This is a genomic window from Paenibacillus sp. LK1 (assembly GCF_002750415.1).
Lineage (GTDB): Bacteria > Bacillota > Bacilli > Paenibacillales > Paenibacillaceae > Paenibacillus > Paenibacillus taichungensis.
Window position 1 is genome coordinate 289,311 of sequence record NZ_PEII01000006.1, and the last position, 21,719, is coordinate 311,029.

Genomic DNA, 21,719 nt, shown 5'->3' on the forward strand with positions numbered 1-21,719 from the left:
ATCAAAAAAATCTGGGGATAACAGAGATCGGAAGGTTGTTCTGTCATCGCAGCGATGAACTCAAACACAGAGAAGGAGGGCTTATCTTTGACAGAGAAAACATCCCTTTTGCTTCAGGAGCAGGAAAAGAATAAAAATACCAGAACTGAGCATAGTGCTCGATCTGAACTGACTTACGATCAGCGCAGCTTCATGATGAATGGAGAACGAGTATTTCTGAACAGTGCCACCATTCATTATTTCCGCATGCCAAGGGAGGAATGGCGGGAGGTTCTAATGAAGGCGAAGCTGGCTGGCATGAATTGCATTGATACCTATTTTGCCTGGAACGTGCATGAGCCGGAGGAAGGACAGTGGTCGTTCGAAGGAGACAATGATTGTGGAGCCTTTCTGGACCTGTGTGCAGAGTTGGGCATGTATGTAATCACGAGGCCGGGTCCGTTTATTTGCGCAGAGTGGGATTTCGGCGGCTTTCCGTATTGGCTGGAGACGAAGCAGGGAATCAAGTTCCGACAAAATAATGAAGCCTATCTGCATTATGTAGATCTGTATTTTGACCGGATCATTCCAATCATTCGTGAGCGCCAGCTATCTGCTGGAGGCACTGTTATTCTTGTACAGGTCGAGAACGAATACGGGTATCTGATGGATGATGTAGCAGCAAGTGCACATATGAACCACCTTCGGGACGGCCTGCTTCAGCGAGGGATTGATGTTCCGCTTATCACCTGTGTTGGTGGCGCGGAGGGCACGATTGAAGGGGCCAACTTCTGGTCAGGGGCTGACGGTCATTATGCGAAGCTTCGGCAGAAGCAGCCGGATACACCGAAGATCGTTACGGAATTTTGGACGGGATGGTTCGAGAATTGGGGTGGGCCTTCTGCCATTCAGAAGACGGCGCCACTGTTTGAGAAACGTATGATGGAAATTCTTCGCACCGGTTATACCGGAATCAGTCATTACATGTTCTACGGCGGAACCAACTTTGGTGGATATGGTGGCAGAACCGTGGGCAGCAGCGATATTTTCATGATTACTTCCTACGATTATGATGCGCCGCTGAACGAGTACGGGCGGGTAACGGCCAAGTATGCTGTAGCGAAGACGTTATCCTATTTTGTCCATGCGTTTGGCGCTTTGCTGATGGAGACGGAGGAAGTACCAGCAGAGCAGATCAAGGTACGTCATCCGCAAGGCATCTCTGTACGAGGCAGATCTAAAGGCAGCGAAAAGATATGGTTCTTGGAGAGTCAGAAGGATGAGCGCGAGACGTTTCACGTCACGCTGGAGGAAGGCCGGACACTTCCCGTTGCCCTGAACCCAGGGCAGATTATTCCGATACTGGACAGGGTAGAGATTGCCGAGAATGTATACCTGACAGGTAGCGCGATGATTACGGGCAATGAAGTGGTGAATGGAGAATTGACCCTGTTCATCGTTGCGGAGGCGGGACAGCGTTCAGTTGTGGAACTGGTAACGAACGTCTTGAATGTACAGGATAGCAGCATGCAGGTACTGGTTGAACGTGATCAGTTAAATGGAGCCTATCTCTTCGAACTGGTACATTTCCGTGAGCCAGGCATCATTCATCTGGAGGCGAGTGGCATCCCCATTCGGTTCGTGGTTCTGGACAAGGAAACGATGGATCGCACGTGGAGAATCAATGGAGGGGGAGGGGCGAAACAGCTGCGTTACGCAATCGGATTAGATGATATAGCTGTCTCCCTTTCCGGGCAGGTCACGGGTATGATCTCTGATCCGGATCGGAATATTTTACTTCTCGGCAGCTGGACGGATGGTGAACGGTCGTTGACTGGACGTGAGTTCATATACGGAGAAGCAAACGATTCACAGAGCGGCATGCAGGATGAACATGTTCAGGAGTCATCCGCAGCAATTCAGCATGCTCTGTTCAGCACGCCGCCAATGCCACCAAAACTGACGGATTTCCCTGAGTTGTCTCGTGTGATTTTGACAGCGGAACAGCGTGCTTCGAGTGGTCAACCAGCGCATTTTTCCCAGTACGGACAAGATTTCGGGTATCTGTTATACGAGTGCGATTTCGACCGTTCGGTGGATGGAATCACCACCCTGATTCTGCCGTCTCTCCAGGACACGGCCAGAATATATGTCAATCGTGTAGAGCAGGCACTGGTTCGTCAAGTTGGTGCAGCGGGTGTTCAGGTGCAGATGACGAAAGGAAAGAATACACTTCAGGTGCTGGTACAGCATATGGGCAGGCTAAATTTTTCTCCATATTTGGGTGAAAGCAAAGGTCTGGCAGGATCTGTGTACATCGGTGGTTCCGCTCAGGACATACGCCGGAATTGGCATGCGGAGCATGGGGTGGTGCATCTCGATGAAGTGAATCATCTGGAGGATGCCCCGCTTCTGAGCAGAAGCTTTACGCTGGATGGCATGGACCGTGCGATTCTCGTTGGAGCGGTGAGCCAAGGATTGCGCATTAATGGCATGGATGTGCCAATGGAAGGCTATCAGGACTGGTTTTCGTTTAACACGTTGGATCTTTCCCATTACTTGCGGCCCGGAGAGATCAATACGCTGGAGATGCCTTATAGCAGAACGCCGCTGAATCGGCTGGAACTGATCCTGTACCGGAGTGAAGATGAGTTGAAGGATTGGCGCATGGCAGGTGCGGATGCCTTGCTTCCACGGCAATGGGGATTATATGAGCCACCGAACGTTTCAGGTCATCTCGAAACCTATCGGCAGGATGCGGATCATAGTGGCAATTGGAATGCCATGTCGGTGGAGAATGGTTCGTACGGTCAACCTGTCTGGTACCGCTGGCGTTTCTCCAAATCAGCTGTGCCCGAACATTTCCGAATGAACCTGATGCTTCGCCTTACCGGGATGAGCAAGGGAACACTTCATCTGAACGGGCACCATGTGGGACGTTACTGGCAGATCGGTCCGCAAGAGGATTACAAAATTCCGGTATCCTGGCTACAGGATGAGAATGAATTGCTGTTATTTGATGAGGAAGGCCGAACGCCAGAACAGGTGCGTTTCTTGTATGATAACTTGTCCCAGTATCCATGGGTTGTGATCGAATAGCTCGTCTTTATATGTAACAGTACAACGGCAATAGACAGCGTTTCCTTCGTTGTATTTGTTCTCTTTGTGGAGACTGCTCGGATGTTTGAATCTATAGATTCTGAATCTCCGGGCAGCTCACCCTATCTGGACCCACCACTATTGCACATACTCCTTTCTTGAGACATGGTGTGCTATACCACACAACACGGTTCAAGAAAGGAGTTCACCTTGATATATGGCTACCAAATCGGGAAAGGGCAAATCGTCCAATATCCTGATCTGTATGGCCTGTTTGCATCAAATCAGACAATATTTTGCCCACTGCACTTGCGAATTTGAAGCCATGACCGGAAAATCCGCCTGCCAGCCATACATGGTTATGGGCAGGGTGACGGTCGATAATAAAATCTTCATCCGGTGTGAGCTCGTACTTGCATACCGCACCACGTTTCAGCTTTCCCGCTGCCAGAGGCATCCGAAGTTCAAGCAATCTCCGCAGATCACCCTCATCCGTTTCATCAGAGCCAAATGAAGCCAGTGTATCGCCTGGTGTCCACTCCCGCCCCGTATCGTGACGTCCAATCTTCAGACCCGACCCGCCAATGCTCGGAAATCCATAATATCCGCCTTCTTTTCCAGCCAGCGTAAAACCGGGAAAGTGATCCTCGGCGAACATTGCCTCCGGTGCATCGAACCATCCCACAGTTTTGCGTACAGCTCGAATGGGAAGATTGACGAACGGTTTCAGCGTCTGAAACCATGCTCCGGCACTGAGAATGACCTGGTTCGCATAATACGTCTCACCAGCAGATGTGATGACTCCAACAGAATCTGCGCTGCAATCGATATGTTCAACACGTGTGTGGGTTAAGAGAGTGGCACCCGATGCTTCGGCTGCCTGACGGAAGGCGAGCACGCAGCGCTCACTGAATAAATATCCTGCATCAGGCTCATACATTCCCTCGTAATGTTCAGGGACTTCAATGCCTGGCCAGCGTTTCATGATTTCGGCTGCGCGCAAGGTTTCATATCGAATCCCCGCATCGTCAGCATGGGTTAAACGATTATGAAAAGAATGGATATCCGGGTCAACTATATTCAAGACGCCTGATGGTACAAGCAATTTGGCCCCGGTAGTATCCTCCAGTTCTTCCCACAGTTCCTGCGCCAGAAGTGCCATCGCTATATAATCAGGTCCCCCGCTATATACGTGGCGGATAAGCCGTGGTTCTCCGTGATGGCTGCCTTCCGTATGCGGAGGATCAAAGGCATCAATCAGCAATGTTTTTAATCCACTGCGCGCAAGATAATAACCTGCACTCATGCCCATCGATCCGGCTCCAACGATAATGACATCATAGGAATGTGATATAACCATCCCTCCTTCCACTTATTTTTCAGAGACCAATCTTATACAGGATAATCTAGTCTCCAAATCTACGGCAGTCAATAGAACAGGTTATAGAGAAAGCCGATACGACAATAGAAAATTTTGATTAAGGATAAAGTTGTATGTATACCAAAATAGTGGTAGAGTTTTGAACTAAACATTCCGACCTGATTAGTCGGTATTTAAAATCACTGTATTCAGATAAAGAACAAGGAAGGTGAAGTCAACGTCAACGAATCCAACACAAACGTCTGGTTTTCCCAGTCAAACCTATGCCGAAATTGTACTTGAACCCGCCTATAACCAGGCCACACAGCATCTGCTGAACCCCATGATGGCCGTAAACAAAGCACATCTGATTATGCTCCGTGAACAACACATCATTTCGGAGCAAGAGGCGTGCCACATCGCTTCCGCTATACAGAGTTTGGATGTAGATGGGCTCCGAAGTAGCGAATATTCCTTCCACGTTGAAGATTTGTTCTACCAAGTCGAAGTTGAACTAGAGAAGCTTGGCGGACCTTCTGTCGGGAATCTGCATTTAGCCAGAAGCCGAAACGATATGGGTATCGCCATGTATCGTATGGTGCTTAGGGAGAAGCTGAACTCAACGATTTCCTCAGGGTTGTCATTACACCGAAGCCTAAGAGAATTTGCATTACGTCATATCGATACCCTCATGATTGCTCACACGCACACCCAACAAGCCCAGCCGACAACACTTGCCCACTACATCTGTGCCGTTAGCGATTCCCTTGAACGGGATCTCAATCGATTGAGATCCGCCTATACAGGCTGCAATCGCAGCAGTCTTGGTGCGGCTGCTCTCACCACTTCTGGATTTCCGGTCTGTCGAGACCGGACCGCAGAACTGCTTGGCTTTGATGGCATTATTGAGAATGCCTATGATGCCGTCAGCGGTGCAGATTATGCAGGTGAAGCCGCCTCTGTAGCCCAACTGGCAGCTATCAATCTGGGGCGTTTCGTTCAGGATCTGCTGTTATGGTGCACACAGGAATATGGTGCATTAATTGTAGCTGCCCCTTACGTTCAGGTTAGTTCCATCATGCCGCAAAAACGGAACCCGGTATCGATTGAACACGCCCGTTCACTCCTTTCAAGTGCCAAAGGGGATGCAGCAACTGCGCTTATCATGATGCATAACACGCCCTTTGGCGACATTGTAGATACCGAAGATGATATGCAGCCCTATGTATGGAGAAGTCTGAATACACTTGAATCCGTATATCGCTTGCTGTCCGAAGTGATGGATACCCTTAAGGTCAATGTGTTATTGCTGCGTGAACGGGCAGAGCATAGCTTCGCAATGGTTACCGAACTTGCAGATACCTTGGTCCGCACAGAAGGATTATCGTTTCGACAAGCTCATTCCATCGTGAGCCGCATTGTAACACAGCTGACTGAATCCGGTACTTCCATTTCGGGATTGAACTGGGATGTTGTGAATACAGCGGTGCAGGAAATTGCCGCCAAACCGCTTGCCTTAACCATTGAGCAATTAGAGCAAGCAATATCCCCTGAGCATTTTGTACACATTCGGCATGTGCGTGGTGGACCGAATCCGGAGGAAGTGGCAAGAGCATTGGAGGCCCAAGCGCCCCGTCTCGGCACACAGGAACAATGGAGTCTCGATACCACTAATAAACTCCGTTCTGTAGATGCAAAACTGGATTTAATTCTAAACGGCTGGCTTAACAGAATCTAAATGGAAGGAGCAAAATCAATGTTCGCCAATCCCGACTTTCGAGTTTTTGACATCCATGCCCATCTGCCTTATAAACTTTTGCTTTCCTCATATAAAAACCATGAGTTGGTGACGCGATATGGCAAGGAACGCAGTGAGCGAATGAGACTAACCTGGGACTTCCCGGCGGTGGAGGAGCAGGGAGAGGAAGCTGCGCGGCCGTTAATCGAACGGTGGGTAGATGAATTGGACAAATACAATATTGCTGGACTTAACTTTCTGACGGCTCTGGATAATGACAACTTGGCTGAACAAATATCCATATACCCGGATCGGTTTACCGGATTCGCCTATCATCCCATTGAAAATGAAGATGCATCCATTGAGCTGCGTAGGGCAGTTGATGAGCTCGGATTGCGAGGATATAAGTTGTTTGGTCCCCTCACCCAGATTCCCTTTGACTCTCCTTCGCTCGACCAGGTGTGGGCATTTCTTGCAGAACGCCGCCTGCCTGTCCTGATTCATTTTGGCATGCTTGGTCATGCCGGAGGCATCGTTCATCATCCCAACATCAATCCGCTTGCCATCTTTAATACGGCCCGTGCCTATCCGGATATTCCGTTCATCATCCCTCATTTTGGCGCAGGGTATTTCCAGGAGCTTCTGCATTTAAGTTGGAGCTGCCCTAATGTGTACATCGACACATCGGGTTCCAATCAGTGGGTACGCTGGATGCCATACGAGCTGAACTTGGAGACGTTATTCCGCAAAACCTACGAGCTGCTGGGTCCGGAGCGAATTATCTTTGGAACGGATGCAAGCGGATTTCCGCGTGGTTATCCCTATCGTTATTTGCAGGATCAGGTGCGTGTATGCCGTGAACTTCGCTTCCCTGAAGCGGACATTGAACTCATCTTCGGAAATAACGCAAGACGTTTGTTGAAGCTGCCTGTTGGCAAAGTCGTCGGTTCCACCAATGCGTAAGCCAAGGAATTAAAGAACGTTATAACACTTTTGTTGGAAAAAGAGGGGAGAGTGGCTTCACTTGACGGAATCCGGTTATTTTTCATTCAGACCAAGCAAGACCCTGCAATTATTGATTGCAGGTTTACTCTTATTGAGCATTATGGCTTGTTCAACCAAGCCATCCGAAGAGTCCGGTTCAGCAGCTGTTACAGCTTCGGGTGATCAGACGGAGACGGAGCCCATCACGATTGAGTACTGGCAGTACGAATTTCCAGCCAAGGTTGAACTGATCAATACCTTAATCCAGGAATTCGAGACTGAACATCCCAACATCAAAGTCAAACAAACCAATTTTCCGTACGACCAGTACAATCAAAAGGTAGCTACACTGGTTCCCGCCGGAAAAGGACCGGATGTCATTAATCTGTATTACGGCTGGTTGCCCAAATATGTGCAATCCGGTTATTTACAGCCGTTGCCTGAAAGCAGCTTTCCGGGCATCGCCGAGGCATTTTTCCCTTTTGTAGATACAGCCAAATTAAACGGAAGCTATTATGCTCTGCCTACAGGCGTGAGAACGCTGGGGTTATTTTATAACAAGGACTTGTTCGCCAAGGCTGGACTTGATCCCGACAAACCGCCTACGACTTGGGAAGAGCTTGTCTCGGATGCCAAGGCATTAACGGAAACGGACAAAAATGGCCAGTTGGTAACAGAGGGTTTCGCATGGGAACCAGGTTCCCAGCTTCATCACTGGTTCCGAGACGGATTGTTATATCAAGCGGGAGGCAAGGATACGAGCGAGGATCGTCGGAAAATCCTGTGGAATGATACCCCTGCAGGGCTTGAAGCATTCAAGTATCTGGTTGATTTTGCAACCGTGCATAAGGTGGGTATTAACGGCTTTTACACCGATGATGCCAATGCATTCAAAACGGGCCATGCGGCAATTAACGTGGATGGTTCATATCGATTGGGATCTATCAAAAAAGACGCTCCCGATTTGAATTTTGCTGTCGCACCGCTACCGGGTTATAAAGGGAAGTCCACACAGGCTTCATTCTGGGCGAATGCGATCCCTGCCAATGTTACCGGGGAGAAGCTGGAAGCAGCCACGGCATTTCTACAATTTTTGATCAGCAAGGGCGTCCAGGAACAGTGGGTGGAGAAGGTAGGCGAACTGCCTGCCCAGAAAGAAGTGGCTCTTCAGGATAAGTATGTGAATGACCCGCTGCTTGGCCCTTTTATCTCTCAACTGAACGATGCCAACGCCCACTTCTTCATTGATGAGACGCAGGAGCGTACGTTGTTTGTGAACGCTGTGGATGAGGTGCTGCTTAATCATGTGCCGGAAGAACAGGCCTTCAATGATTTGGTGGCCAAAACCCAGAAGCTCTATGACGACTACTGGGCGAAACAGGATAAGAAAAAATAAGTTCTCATTCAAGGAGGCTACGCAGCTATGAGGACTACCGGGGTGATCCCTTCGCGGCCGAAAAGGCGTTTATGGTTCGGATCGGGAATAGGAAGACTCAATTACAGACATAAACAGCGGTTATTCATTTATGGCGGTTTGTTGATTCCGCTGCTCTATTTTGTAGTCATCCGCATCTTGCCCATTCTGTATTCCTTTAACGTGAGCTTTCGCGAATGGGGCATGCTGTCACCGGACAAACCCTTTGTGGGTTTTGATAATTATGCGACATTGCTAAGTGACTCTCTATTTCTCAAGTCGCTGGTGAACACAGGAATCTACGTCGTTGTTGGAGTGCCTGCACAGTTAATTGCCGGATTAATCGTGGCTCTTCTTCTCCAGCAAGTGGTGAAGCTGCGCGGATTGTTCAGGACGGCCTACTTTATCCCGTATGTTACCAGTGTAGTGGCGGTAAGTTGGATATTCCGGTGGCTGCTGATGAAGAACGGGATTGTAAATGCTCTATTTATAGAGTTGGGTCTTGGACCGCAGTCATTCCTGTATTCGCCCTCACAGGCCATCTTCTGGATTATTGCGGTGATGGTATGGCAAAATATCGGATTTCAGATGCTCATTTTCCTGGCGGGTCTGCAAAACATCCCCAAATTGTATTATGAAGCGGCTGCGATAGACGGAGCCACGGGTTGGCAGCGCTTTGTGCATATTACGATCCCTCTGTTGAACCCGGTCATGCTTCTATCTGTCGTCATGGCAAGCATCGGGTTTCTGCAATCCTTCACTCAGGTGCTGAATATGACTGGGGGCGGACCGTTGGACTCCACCATATCTGTCGTGCTTCATATATACAATCTGGCTTTCAAAAGTTTTGATATGGGCTTGGCCTCGGCAGCGACTGTTATTCTGTTTGCCATCATATTCATGCTGACACTGATTCAGCTTAAAGTGCTGGGCAGCCGTTTTCAACAGGAGTAAAAGGAAAGGACGGTGCTCTTCAAGCATGAGCAGATCTGCCGCATTGGCTGATACCCGAACGACACTCCGCTGGAAACGTTCCGGGTCACTGATCAGTTATGTTTTACTTACGTTCGGACTTGGATTGATGGTGTTTCCGTTTCTATGGATGATATCGACATCGTTCAAGACGCTGGATGAAATCTACTCTCTAAGCCTCATCCCTTCCAGAGTCACATGGGACAATTATGCAGCCATTTTTCAGGGAACCCCATTTCCCCGTTGGATGTTGAACAGTTTATATGTAGCCGTCATTGCCACCGTGAGCGTCTGCGTATTTGATTCCATTACGGGATACATTTTGGCCAAATTTTCGTTCTGGGGGAAACAGGTTATTTTTGTGCTCATTCTAAGTACATTGATGGTGCCGACTGAAATGCTGATTATTCCATGGTATCTTGTATCCAGCAGTTTTAACGGCATGGATACCTACTGGGGGATTCTGTTTCCGGGTTTAATATCCGGGTTTGGCATTTTTCTGATGAAGCAATTCATGGAATCCCTTCCTTCGGAATTATTGGACGCAGCACGAATTGATGGCATGGGAGAATGGGGCATTTTCCTTCGGATCGCTGTTCCGCTGGTAAGGCCAGCGTTTGCCACCCTCTGCATTCTGACATTCCTGGGCAGTTGGAATTCATTCATCTGGCCGCTCATTATTACGCAGAGTGAAGAAATGTTTACGATTCCGGTCGGGATGGCTTTCTTCTCCAGCGAGGCCAAGGATAGCAGCAACTGGGTGCAGATTATGACTGGAGCCACACTTTCGGTTCTGCCATTGATCATTCTCTTTCTTTGTTTTCAGAAGCAGATCATTCGTGGCATTGCTACAACAGGTCTCAAATAGCATTAAAGCGTCGGACATTTTTTATAGAAAAACAGAACACTACAAAACAAACAAAGTCGGTTACCCCGTCAGGGAGGGCCGGCTTTGTTCTTTACATGGAAATGAAAAAGCCTTGTATGCAATGAAGCGGTGCATTTTCCATATGGAAATGGGTGATTCGTCCATGGAAGGCCGGACCGACCTTGGATATAATCGGAGATTAAAGCCGTAGCAACCAGGAGGAATACTTCATTGAAACAAGTGATGAGACAAGATGGAACAGAACCGGAGGTAACGTTGCCGGGAACTGCCTATTACCACATGCGTGCAGAACAGACCAAAAGAGAGTACGAGATCAGAGTTTGGGTGCCGGAGAGCGCCCCGCCAGCTTCCGGATATCCCGTGATCTATCTGCTGGATGCCAATGCGGTGTTTGGTACGATGGTTGAGGCCATGCGTATACAATCTTTACGCCCGGAGAAGACCGGGGTTGTTCCGGCAGTTATTGTTGGCGTGGGGTATAAAGCCCGGGAAGCCTTTCCACCGGACAGGCACTATGATTTTATGATGTCGGTTCCTGAAGGGGAATTACCTCGAAGACCGGATGGAGCAACTTGGCCGGAGCATGGCGGCGCTGAAGCATTCACACTGTTTATCGAGGAACAATTGAAGCCGGATATTGAACGACGCTATGCCATTGACCCGAGCAGACAATCCGTTGTGGGGCACTCGCTGGGCGGATTATTTGTTTTGCAGTTGTTACTGGAACGTCCGGGAACATACCGAAATTACATTGCAGGTAGTCCTTCTCTTCATTGGAACTCAGCCTGGATCGCCCGGCAACAAGAGACGTTTGCTTCTCGCATGCAAGATAACAGTAAGGAAATTCACGTTTTACTTGCAGCAGGAGAGCTGGAGGGGAGTCATCCCAGCGGGGTGATTGAACGTTCCCGAGCGTTTACCGAATGGTTGAACCATAGCGATGCAAGTGGAGTGCGCGCTGACTTTATCTGTTTTGAAGATGAAGGTCATATCTCGGTATTGCCTGTGTTGATCAACAGGGCACTGCGATTTGCATCCAGAGATTGGACGGGTTGAGTACCATCATGAAAGAACTAGTAGATGCGAGGGTCTCCGAAAATTTGATATACTGATGATAGTTATTGAGAATGGTTATCAAATGGAGGCCTATAAATAGATGATTTCCCCTAACTTATACCCTAATCAAGAGGTGGATTCCACGTATCTGCTCGACAGATTGACTATAAAATTGCGTGACATGGAGAAAATGAAATCCACTTCGGACTGGAACATTCCCCAGCAGCATACCTCGTCTTATGTGCTTGTCTTGGTCACAGGTGGTGAAGCCTTACTGACACTGGATCGGGGGTCTATCCATATCCATGCACAAGGCGTATATTCCTGTGTACCCGAATCCACTTTTGGCCTGACTTCTTTCGGAGATGAAGGAGCCGAAGTAACGATCATGCGGTTTGACCTTTATCAAGAGCTGCATGATGATCCTGACACCTTGCATGTGGTTAAAGATACCCCGATGTTCAGATCTGGCAAGGAGCTGGCGGTGTCACCAACCGTTCAGCTCTCATTTATGTGCGAAGAAATACACAACCTGTGGCATAGTGGCAGGGCCATGGGACATTTTCAGGCACATGTGCAGTTTCTCCAATTACTCGCAAGCCTTACAGAAGCATCACCTCCGCTCAAGGAAGATTCCCAGATGATGATCCAGCGTACCAAAGATTATATCGATGAGCATTCCAATGAGAATCTAACCGTGGAATATCTGGCAGGCATGGCCGGGCTGAGTCCGAAATATTATGTGGACCTGTTCAAGCGAAGATATGGAATGAGTACAACTGATTATATTTCTTCACTCCGCATTAACCGGGCAAAACAACTGATGGCCGGTACTGAAATGCGTCTGCGGGATATTGCACATCAGGTTGGATATCAGGACGAATTTTACTTCAGTCGCAAATTTAAAAAAGCCATGGGAATATCCCCTTCGGTATATATGAACAGCCGCCGCCGTAAAATTGCGGCCTATCACATTGCGATTACAGGACATTTGCTGGCCCTGAACATGATTCCCTATGCCGCACCGCTGCACCCGAAATGGACATCGTATTATTATCGAATGTATGGCAAGGACATCCCTGTACATCTGAGTGCCTATCGGATTGACATGGAATGGCAATCCAAAATTCAGGCTCTGCAGGAGCATCAGCCCGACCTGATTATCAGTTACGACCATTTACGACCTGAGGAGAAAGCACAGCTTGAAGGTATTGCACCGGTTCATTACCTCACGGTCTCAGATCACAACTGGCGAGCACAGCTTCAGATTCTGGCTGAACATCTGGGGACACAGCAGGATGCCAAGAGTTGGCTGGAAACTTATGATCATAAGGTTGATCAGGTCAAAACGATGATGCAGCAAAAGCTTGGCAACGAGAAGGTAGTTGTTGTCCGTTTGTTAAAACATCAGTTCACACGTTATTGTTCACCTTCCATGTTGGAAGTGTTATATGGAGATTTGGCGGTTAAACCAGCCCATGTCAGTGAAGAAGGGGAGATATATAACGAGCCGATTACGTTGGAACAGCTGGATGAAATGCAGACCGATTGGATATTTCTGATGGTATGTCAGGAGAGTGAGACGTTATCCTTCTGGGAGGATGTGCAGAAAACCTCCTTGTGGCAAAATATAAAATCCGTTCAGAATAACCGGTTATTTATCATCCCAGCTGATCCCTGGCTTGAGAACTCGCCCCTCGCCAATGAACGCATCCTGGACGATCTGATGGATCGCTATCGGTGAAAAATCCATAGAGATTCTGGACAGAGTCCATGGTTCTGTCCGTCATTCTTGTTTATCATTCAATAATGATTATTATTCTCAATTAGAATAATCGAAATTGAAGGGGGATCACCAGAGATGAAAAAGAAATTGGGGTTATGGTTGGTAATGATATGTATGCTCGCAGTATTAGGAGCGTGCGGCAATAAAGAGGACGCGTCAGGGAATGCGGAGAATTCAGCTTCGACCGGAACCGAGGCGTCGACCAATGAAACGGACACAGCTGAGGCAGCTGAAGGCACACGAACCATTAAATACTTAGATAAAGAGTACACAGTCCCAACAGAAGTTAACCGTATTGTTATTACTGGTTCCATGGAAGCGATGGAGGATGCGCTGGTTCTTGATGTACATCCGGTAGGGGCAATTACTTTTGGCGGCGAGTTCCCGGAGATGTATGCTTCTATCACGGATCAAGCTGAGTCCATTGGGCAGAAGATTGAGCCTAACTTTGAGACCATTTTGTCCCTGAAACCGGATATTATCTTGGGTTCCACCAAGTTTAAACCTGAAGTGGCCGAGCAGTTAAGTAAAATTGCGCCATTTATTCAGGTGTCCCATATTGCTACGGATTGGGAGTCGAACCTGAATCTGCTGGCTGAGCTGACAGGCAAGCAGGAACAGGCCAAACAGGAAATTGAACAGTATAAGGCTGCTCTGACTACTGCCCAGGCTGAATTAGGCGACAAACTTGAAAACAAAAAAGTGCTGGCAGTGCGTATTCGTAACGGACAAATGTATGTGTATCCTGAGTCTGTCTTTGTGAATCCGATTCTGTATGGAGACCTTGGATTCCAGGTTCCGGCCGAGATTCAGGCAGCCCAAGCACAGGAAGCACTTTCGGTAGAGAAGATTGCAGAGATGAACCCGGATTATGTGTTTGTACAATTTGAGACATCTGAGAACTCCGATACCCCGAATGCCCTGACAGATCTGCAAAACAACCCGATTATCCAGAAGACAACCGCGCTGAAGGAAAATCATGCTTTTGTCAATGTCATTGATCCATTGGCTGAAGGTGGTCCGGCCTGGAGTCGTATTGAATTCCTGAAAGCAGCAGTTGAGCAGTTATCCAAATAATTAGAGCAAGGCGTGTATACTCCTATGCAAAAAAGAAGATTGAATCCGGTGGTGCTGTTCGCAGCAGCACCTCTGTTCATTGCAGTTACCATTCTGGCGTCCGTCATGTACGGAGCCAAGAGCATTGACGTTTCGACCATAATGGCAGCCATTTTCCATTTTGATACAGACAGCATTGATCACCAGATCATCGTATCATCCCGGCTCCCGCGTGTTATTGGTGCTCTATTGATCGGGGCTTTTCTGGCGGTGTCAGGTGCGCTCATGCAGGGGATGACAAGAAACTATCTTGCATCCCCTTCCATTATGGGGGTATCCGATGGATCGGTAGTGGTCATCACCTTATGTATGGTATTTATGCCGAATACGTCATCTCTTGGTCTGATATTTTACTCTTTAGCGGGATCGGCACTTGGAGCAGGACTGGTATTTTTCATAGCCTGGTTACTGCCGGGCGGCATGTCGCCTGTTCGGCTTGCTATTCTGGGCACGATTATTGGTACATTCCTCGGTGGTGTATCTCAGGCCGTGGCTACCTATTATCAGGTGTCTCAAACGATCAGTTTCTGGTATAACGCCAGATTGCATCAGATGGACCCGGGCATGATCAAGCTGATTATTCCATTTGCTGTGGTGGGACTGGCGTTAGCCATCATTCTTTCCAAGTCTATTACCATTCTGTCGATGGGCGATGATGTGGCAACAAGCCTGGGGCAGCGTACCGGATGGGTTAAGGCTTTATCGATACTGAGTGTGGTTATCCTGACTGGAATATCTGTGGCTTTGGCGGGCAAAATCGCTTTTGTCGGTTTGTTGGTTCCGCATATTACCCGATTTCTCTTCGGGGTAGATTACCGCTGGATTATTCCGTGTTCCGCTCTGCTGGGCGGATTCTTTTTGGCCTGGTGTGACATCTTGAGTCGTTTCATTAACTCTCCGTTTGAAACACCAATTGGAGTAGTCACCGCATTATTTGGCGTTCCCTTCTTCCTTTATCTGATCAAAACCAAAGGAGGGGGAAAACATGCCTGAACCGCAGCGGGGAAGATTATGGGCCGTCATTTTCATAAGTTCAATAATCATTGCAGCAGCCGTTTATATCAGTTTGACTAATGGTGCGTTTGACATATCGGTGATGGATGTGGTCAAAACGTTATTACGGCTGGACCCTGTCCATGAGCATGATCTGGTCATTTTTGATTTCAGGCTACCGCGTATTGTCATTGCATTACTGCTTGGCCTGGGACTCGGGATTGCCGGAGCAGTTATTCAGGGCATCGCCCGCAATCCGCTGGCTGACCCCGGCATGCTTGGGATTAACGCAGGTGCCGGAACAGCAATGGTGCTCTTTATGCTTCTGTTTCATGGGTCCATAACAGGTACAGGATGGTTGTCCATTATGGCGATGCCACTGTTTGGCCTGGTGGGTGGATTAACGGCAGTTATTCTCATCTTGTGGTTTGCACAGGAGCGTGGTCAGTTGGATTCCCAAAGGCTTATTCTGGTCGGGATTGCCATCGGTTCAGGTTTTAGTGCAATTACGCTTTATCTTTCCCTAAAGATGAACCCGTCCGATTTTGAGATGGCTACCGTCTGGCTGACAGGCAGCATTTATAATGCCAATTGGCGATACATATCGGCGATGATTCCATGGCTGGTTCTGTTGATTCCTTTGCTTTGGGCTAAATCCCGTGTGCTGGATGTCATGCAGCTGCAGGAGGCCAGCAGCATGGGACTCGGCGTGGATGTTCATCGGGAGAGAAAAATATTGTTGCTGGGCAGTGTTGGGCTCGTCAGTGCCTGTGTTGCCGTATCCGGGAGTATCGGATTTGTTGGGTTAATCGCTCCTCATATTGCACGGCGGCTGGTGGGGCTTCACCATAAACGGGTCATTCCGATATCCGGGTTGGTTGGCATGGCGATGGTTGTTGTAGGGGATTTGATTGGTAAAACGGTGTTTGCCCCGGCAGAACTGCCTGTGGGCATCGTTATCTCCATTATTGGCGTTCCTTATTTCATCTTTTTACTGCTCAAGAACCGGATGTAACAAGCCAGATTTGAAACAGGAGGGAAGGGTTCCATATCATGAGTAAATGGGTACAGGAGTCGGTTAATGGTTGGACGCTCCATCTGCTGCTTCCGCCATCTTACACAGAGGGAGATCGTCATTACCCGGTCGTTTATATTCAGGATGGAGGTGCGGTAGCCAAAGCCTGCAGCAATCTGCTGGATCATTCTTTTCGTTCCGGAAAACTGCCTGAATTGATTTTGGTCGGTATTGAACCTCACAATCGCAACGATGACTACACGCCATGGCCTGTACCAGCGCTACATGCTTCCTTTTCGGCCTTTGGCGGTCAGGGAAGCATATATCTGAAGGCAATCACTGAGCAGCTGAAACCGTATGTGGACTCGTCTTACCGTGCTCTTACAGATTCAGAGAATACAGGTATACTTGGCTGTTCGCTCGGTGGGCTGATCTCTCTGTTTGCGGCGATGGAATTCCCTCATATCTTTGGAAAGGTTGGGGCGTTATCAGCCTCAATGTGGTATGAAGGTTTCCTCGATTATATGAGTGACTATTCCTGGGCTGAACGCCGCGGGTTGAAGTTGTATATGTACGTTGGGAGTCTGGAAGGTGTGTACAAAGCTAATGCCCAAGCACAAATGCTGGAAAATACACGTTCTGCGTGTCGCATGATTTTGGCCCAGGGCTATCCTGCCGAGCGGCTGAATTACGTGGAGGAAGAGGGCGGGACGCATGATCTTTTATTTTTTGCCAAGCATCTGCCTGAAGCATTAACCTGGTTGTTTCAGTGAGCATAGGGCTTAGTAAGCGCTCATTCTGTTTGGATATCGTCACACCTCAGCTTGTCCTTCCGAATTCGCCCATGCTATATTGGGGAGATGTGAGGAGATGAGGATATGAAGCTGGTGTCCTGGAATGTAAATGGATTGCGGGCATGTGTTACCAAAGGATTCATGGATTATTATAACGAGAGTCAAGCCGATATTTTCTGTGTGCAGGAGACCAAGCTGCAGGCAGGACAGATCGAAATGGATCTGGGTGAAGACGTATATCAATACTGGAATTATGCTGTCAAAAAAGGATACTCCGGCACAGCCATATTTACCCGGATCAAGCCTCTATCTGTCTGGTACGGGATAGAGGAAGATAGTGAACCGGAAGGCCGAATGATTACGCTGGAGTTTGATCATTTTTATCTAATCAACGTATATACCCCCAATGCGAAGCGGGATCTGACCAGACTTCCTTACCGTTTGGAATGGGAGGATCGGTTCAGAGGGTACGTGCTGCAATTGGAGCAGACCAAGCCGGTTATCGTATGTGGTGACCTGAATGTAGCCCATCAGGAGATCGACCTGAAGAATCCGAAGCCGAATCTGGGCAACTCGGGATTCACGCTGGAAGAGCGAGGCAAAATGACCGATCTGCTGGCTGCCGGATATGTGGATAGCTTCCGTCATCTGTACCCGGATCGCACGGATGTGTTCAGTTGGTGGTCGTACATGCCCAAGGTAAGAGAGCGTAATGTTGGATGGCGGATTGATTATTTTCTTGTGTCCAATCAGCTGGCTCCGAAGGTGTCAGAGGCGCATATTGATTGCCATGTCATGGGCAGTGATCATTGCCCGGTGGGTCTCACGTTGCAATTGTAGATTGCAGAGGGTTTATTTGGCTTTTTACAAAATGAATATCATCCAAACCGCAGGTTTCCGTTATCGGGAATTTGCGGTTATATTACGTTGTCTATATGATTATCTTCCCTTTGGTACAGGTCTCAATGGTATTTTTCATCCTGCGGGTAGGGGGTGGAACTAGACTTAGGTTGGGGAAAGAACTGGACCCGGGATCGTTCCGTTTCCACCCGTACTTGGGTAAGATTGAAGAATACATATAGAAGAAGAGCCGGGTAAGGGGTAGAGAACGATGAAGAAGGGGTTACGGAGAGGTTTGAAGGGGCTGGGTGGCCTGATGCTGGCAACAGGGCTTCTGCTGCTGGCAGGAACCGCGTACGAGGCATATCAGTCGACACAGGACATGAAATCTTATACTGCACCGGGCAAGATGTATGAGGTGAGCGGACGTAATATGCATCTCTATACAACGGGAAGAGGAAATGCGACAGTTGTCCTGGCTTCAGGCTGGGGTACGCCCAATCCGTATGTTGATTTCAGCCCGCTATATAACAAGTTGAAATCCCAGGTGAAAATTGCGGTGTATGATCGGTTCGGTTACGGGTATAGCGATTATACGGATCGGCCACGTGATATCGATACCATTACAGAGGAGATCCATCAATTGCTGCGAGTATCCGGCCAACGTCCGCCGTATATCATGGTAGGTCATTCTCTCGGATCGCTGGAGACCGTGCGATTCGCACAAATGTACCCTGATGAGGTAGCTGGCATGGTCATGATTGATGGAGGAAGTCCCGAATATTACAGCACTGTTGCTATGGAGCAATCGGACTGGTATTTCGATTCAGCCCGTCTTCTGGTGAAAACAGGAATTGTGCGTACATTGCTGCATTCGGATCGGATAACGGAATCTTTGGTCGTTAACCCGGATCTCGTTACGGAGTCAATGAGAAAGGCAGCCACAGTATCCACACTCAAGCATGCATACAATGACAACGTGATTGGAGAGATGCGCAATTCCAAGACGAACGCAGCCCATATCCTGGAGCATAAAAAGGAATTCTCCTTCCCGCTAACCATTCTGACGGCCGGTTCAGAGAAACCAAGCGAAGGCAGCCGGGCATGGCAGACAGATCAAGCCGATTTTGCTTCATGGTCCAGTCAAGGATCACAGGTCACTGTGGCACACGCCAAACACGATATTCATAACAGTCAGCCGGATATTGTCGCTAGTGAAATTTTGGAGTTGGTGAAGCGGTCCGGTGAATTATGAAGAACATAATCCAGCCAAAATATAGCAAACAGGATGAGGAGGTAGGATGGATGAAAAAGATCAGAACCGCATCAAGATTCCTTTCCTTACTCCTGGCAAGTTGTCTGTTGTCTCTAACGGTGTTGTCCGTTTCCGTCTTGTTTGCTACTTCTTCCGTGGATGCCATACCTTTTATCCATTCGGTTGGACGTGATTAGAATAAAAGGAATATATCAGGCCTTGCTGCTCTGCATGCAAGGTATTTTTATTTCAAACTGGAAACCTGACAATTTACATGTTATGTTATATCATTATACTAGATAAAGTAGGCAACTATAGATGAAGACAGGAGAGGATTGAACATGGTCAAAGTTGGTATCGTAGGTTACGGAAATCTGGGCAAAGGTGTAGAGAAAGCTATTACTCAAAACCCGGATATGGAGCTTGTTGCTGTATTTACACGTCGTAACCCGGAGCAGATGGTTGCAGAAGGTACGGAGGTTCGTTTCGAGCACATCTCTGCTGCTGAGCAATACATAGGCAAAATTGATGTGATGATTCTGTGTGGAGGTTCGGCAACCGATCTTCCGGAGCAGACACCTGCAATTGCAAAATTGTTCAATACGGTGGATAGCTTCGATACACATGCCAAAATCCCTGAATTCTATAAAGAAGTTAACGCTGCGGCAGAGCAAGGTGGCCACGTGAGCGTCATTTCCACAGGTTGGGACCCAGGCTTGTTCTCAATGAACCGACTGCTTGCCCAATCGATCCTGCCAGAAGGTAAAGAGTACACGTTCTGGGGTAAAGGGGTAAGCCAAGGTCACTCCGATGCCATCCGTCGTGTTCCTGGCGTTAAGGCTGGTGTGCAATACACTGTACCTGTTGAAGAAGTAATCAACAGCATTCGTGCTGGGGAGACCCCAGAATTGACCACACGTGAGAAGCATCTGCGTCAATGCTATGTAGTTGCAGAAGCTGGTGCAAATCAGGACGAGATTCGTGAAACGATTGTATCCATGCCGAACTATTTCTCGGATTACGATACAACGGTGACGTTTATTACTGAAGAGCAATTGAAGGCTGAGCATGAAGGCATGCCGCACGGTGGATTTGTCATTCGTAGTGGAGTTACAGGCGCAGGCCAGAAACAAATTATTGAGTTTGGTCTGAAGCTCGACAGCAATCCTGAATTTACCGCAAGTGTACTGGTGGCTTATGCAAGAGCCGCACAACGTTTGAGTCTGGAAGGACACAAAGGGGCTAAGACGGTATTTGATATCCCACTCGGTCACCTGTCTCCTAAATCGGCTGAGGACCTTCGCCGCGACTTGCTGTAGTCCGTTAATTCATTACTGTAGTTGCAAGTCCATGTAATGCAACACAAATAGCTCGTCCTTCTAAAAAGAGGGACGAGCTATTTGTTGTACAGTCTTCCCTACATCCAGTGTGAGGGAATGTTTAAATGATCCGGCAACTTGGTATCTGCACTGCCTTTTGCCGAGTTGAGCTGGGATTGCGTCAGAAAGATGCTGCCTCTCAGATCCGCTCCACCCAGATTCGCATCCCGCATGTCAGCCCCAATTAGATCGGTCTTTCTCATATCTGCGTTTCGTAGGTCAGCCGCTATCATTAAGGCACCTCTAAAGCTTGCACCCCGAAGGTCAGCGCCTTTAAGATTGGCTCCTAGAAAGTCTCTTCCGGTACCCTTTTTGGTCTTCGATTTGGATGGTCCCTTACCCGAAGCTGGAACCTTTGCCCGCACCATCTCGCTGGCCTGTACAAGCAGTTCGTTCACCACCGCCCGATGTGAGGGAATATCGAGACGTAATATGGCAGATGGATCCAGATCGGTTAGTCGTTCCATTTCCACATATAGGTCCTTCAACGCTGCATGGATGGATGATGTTTCCGGCAGCTGTAGCATTTCATTGATATAGCTCATCATCTCATGAAGCTGCTTCATGACAGGCAAGCAATCGAACATTTCAGCAGCTGATTCCGGATGGTTACGCCAATCCTTGCCCGCATATGTAATTTGTGATAGTTTCTGACCAGCTCCGAAACAATCGTAGACTGTGCAGCCCTTGAACCCTTTCTGTCGCAGCTGTGTATGGATGCCACAGCGGTTATCGGTACGAAGATTGGAACAGGGGGTACCGCTAGATTTATCAAAAGCAAAGTCTGAGGATTTGCCATACGGCAAGGCGACACAGCATAGCCCAAAACATTGCTCGCAGTCTGCGCTTAAATGCAGAGTAGCCTGATTGCTACTGAATGCTTGGTTAGTCATTTGTACACTTCCTTTTATTAAAAAGAATGCTATTTTAAGGTCAGTACAACTTTACCATCAGGCTGGATTTCGATCAATATGCTGCTATGTAGAATAAATTCATAACAATATTTGTATGATAAAGATAAAGTGAAAAAAATATATACAAACTTTACGT

Annotated in this window: 18 protein-coding genes; 16 read left to right on the plus strand and 2 right to left on the minus strand. The window is 48.2% G+C overall.

Translation table 11 applies throughout. The features are described from left to right. The first annotated feature begins 87 nt into the window (after positions 1-87). Positions 88-3,078: a beta-galactosidase gene (locus CS562_RS15895; protein WP_099857056.1), complete on the plus strand. Its 2,991-nt coding sequence runs from the start codon at positions 88-90 to the stop codon at positions 3,076-3,078. Positions 3,079-3,283: 205 nt separating this feature from the next. On the opposite strand, the gene solA is transcribed toward CS562_RS15895, so the two are convergent. Continuing rightward, positions 3,284-4,438 carry an N-methyl-L-tryptophan oxidase gene (solA, locus tag CS562_RS15900; protein ID WP_099857058.1) on the minus strand — a complete coding sequence of 385 codons (1,155 nt, stop codon included), beginning with the start codon at positions 4,436-4,438 and terminating at the stop codon, positions 3,284-3,286. A gap of 229 nt (positions 4,439-4,667) precedes the next feature. On the opposite strand from solA, the gene argH reads away from it, so the two are divergent. The 15 genes from argH (at position 4,668) to CS562_RS15970 (ending at position 20,609) form a co-directional block, all read left to right on the plus strand. After that, complete coding sequence (gene argH, locus CS562_RS15905) at positions 4,668-6,176, plus strand: argininosuccinate lyase (protein ID WP_257219504.1); 1,509 nt, start codon at positions 4,668-4,670, stop codon at positions 6,174-6,176. Positions 6,177-6,194: 18 nt separating this feature from the next. Beyond that, on the plus strand, positions 6,195-7,139 hold the full coding sequence (locus tag CS562_RS15910; protein ID WP_099857060.1) for an amidohydrolase family protein: 945 nt from the start codon (positions 6,195-6,197) through the stop codon (positions 7,137-7,139). A 61-nt stretch (positions 7,140-7,200) separates the two neighbouring features. Next, the gene (locus CS562_RS15915; protein WP_257219505.1) at positions 7,201-8,556 is read left to right on the plus strand and encodes a sugar ABC transporter substrate-binding protein; all 1,356 of its coding nucleotides are present in this window, start codon (positions 7,201-7,203) and stop codon (positions 8,554-8,556) included. Between the two features lie 27 nt (positions 8,557-8,583). After that, complete coding sequence (locus CS562_RS15920; RefSeq protein WP_099857061.1) at positions 8,584-9,528, plus strand: carbohydrate ABC transporter permease; 945 nt, start codon at positions 8,584-8,586, stop codon at positions 9,526-9,528. Between the two features lie 25 nt (positions 9,529-9,553). Then, positions 9,554-10,414 (plus strand): carbohydrate ABC transporter permease, encoded by an 861-nt coding sequence (locus tag CS562_RS15925; protein WP_099857063.1) that lies wholly within the window; start codon positions 9,554-9,556, stop codon positions 10,412-10,414. 243 nt (positions 10,415-10,657) lie between these two features. Then, positions 10,658-11,491: an alpha/beta hydrolase gene (locus tag CS562_RS15930; protein WP_099857233.1), complete on the plus strand. Its 834-nt coding sequence runs from the start codon at positions 10,658-10,660 to the stop codon at positions 11,489-11,491. Positions 11,492-11,591: 100 nt separating this feature from the next. Continuing rightward, positions 11,592-13,235, plus strand: a complete 1,644-nt coding sequence (locus CS562_RS15935; RefSeq protein ID WP_099857065.1) for an AraC family transcriptional regulator — start codon at positions 11,592-11,594, stop codon at positions 13,233-13,235. 117 nt (positions 13,236-13,352) lie between these two features. Further along, positions 13,353-14,354 carry an ABC transporter substrate-binding protein gene (locus tag CS562_RS15940; RefSeq protein WP_099857067.1) on the plus strand — a complete coding sequence of 334 codons (1,002 nt, stop codon included), beginning with the start codon at positions 13,353-13,355 and terminating at the stop codon, positions 14,352-14,354. 24 nt (positions 14,355-14,378) lie between these two features. Then, the gene (locus CS562_RS15945) at positions 14,379-15,386 is read left to right on the plus strand and encodes a FecCD family ABC transporter permease (RefSeq protein WP_063565358.1); all 1,008 of its coding nucleotides are present in this window, start codon (positions 14,379-14,381) and stop codon (positions 15,384-15,386) included. Beyond that, on the plus strand, positions 15,379-16,401 hold the full coding sequence (locus CS562_RS15950) for a FecCD family ABC transporter permease (RefSeq protein WP_063565359.1): 1,023 nt from the start codon (positions 15,379-15,381) through the stop codon (positions 16,399-16,401). The genes CS562_RS15945 and CS562_RS15950 overlap by 8 nt, the downstream gene beginning before the upstream one ends. A gap of 38 nt (positions 16,402-16,439) precedes the next feature. Then, positions 16,440-17,174, plus strand: coding sequence for an alpha/beta hydrolase (locus CS562_RS15955; RefSeq protein WP_257219506.1), 735 nt, complete (start codon positions 16,440-16,442; stop codon positions 17,172-17,174). Between the two features lie 105 nt (positions 17,175-17,279). After that, entirely contained in the window at positions 17,280-18,035 is a 756-nt protein-coding gene (locus CS562_RS15960; RefSeq protein ID WP_063565361.1) for an exodeoxyribonuclease III, read from the plus strand. A gap of 271 nt (positions 18,036-18,306) precedes the next feature. Next, positions 18,307-19,290 carry an alpha/beta hydrolase gene (locus tag CS562_RS15965; RefSeq protein ID WP_099857071.1) on the plus strand — a complete coding sequence of 328 codons (984 nt, stop codon included), beginning with the start codon at positions 18,307-18,309 and terminating at the stop codon, positions 19,288-19,290. Between the two features lie 50 nt (positions 19,291-19,340). Further along, the gene (locus CS562_RS32975; protein ID WP_157258407.1) at positions 19,341-19,487 is read left to right on the plus strand and encodes a hypothetical protein; all 147 of its coding nucleotides are present in this window, start codon (positions 19,341-19,343) and stop codon (positions 19,485-19,487) included. Positions 19,488-19,631: 144 nt separating this feature from the next. After that, the gene (locus CS562_RS15970) at positions 19,632-20,609 is read left to right on the plus strand and encodes a diaminopimelate dehydrogenase (protein ID WP_371121655.1); all 978 of its coding nucleotides are present in this window, start codon (positions 19,632-19,634) and stop codon (positions 20,607-20,609) included. 98 nt (positions 20,610-20,707) lie between these two features. Here CS562_RS15970 and CS562_RS15975 read toward each other — a convergent pair whose 3' ends face one another. Next, positions 20,708-21,562, minus strand: coding sequence for a pentapeptide repeat-containing protein (locus tag CS562_RS15975; protein ID WP_099857073.1), 855 nt, complete (start codon positions 21,560-21,562; stop codon positions 20,708-20,710). Between the last annotated feature and the right edge of the window lie 157 nt (positions 21,563-21,719).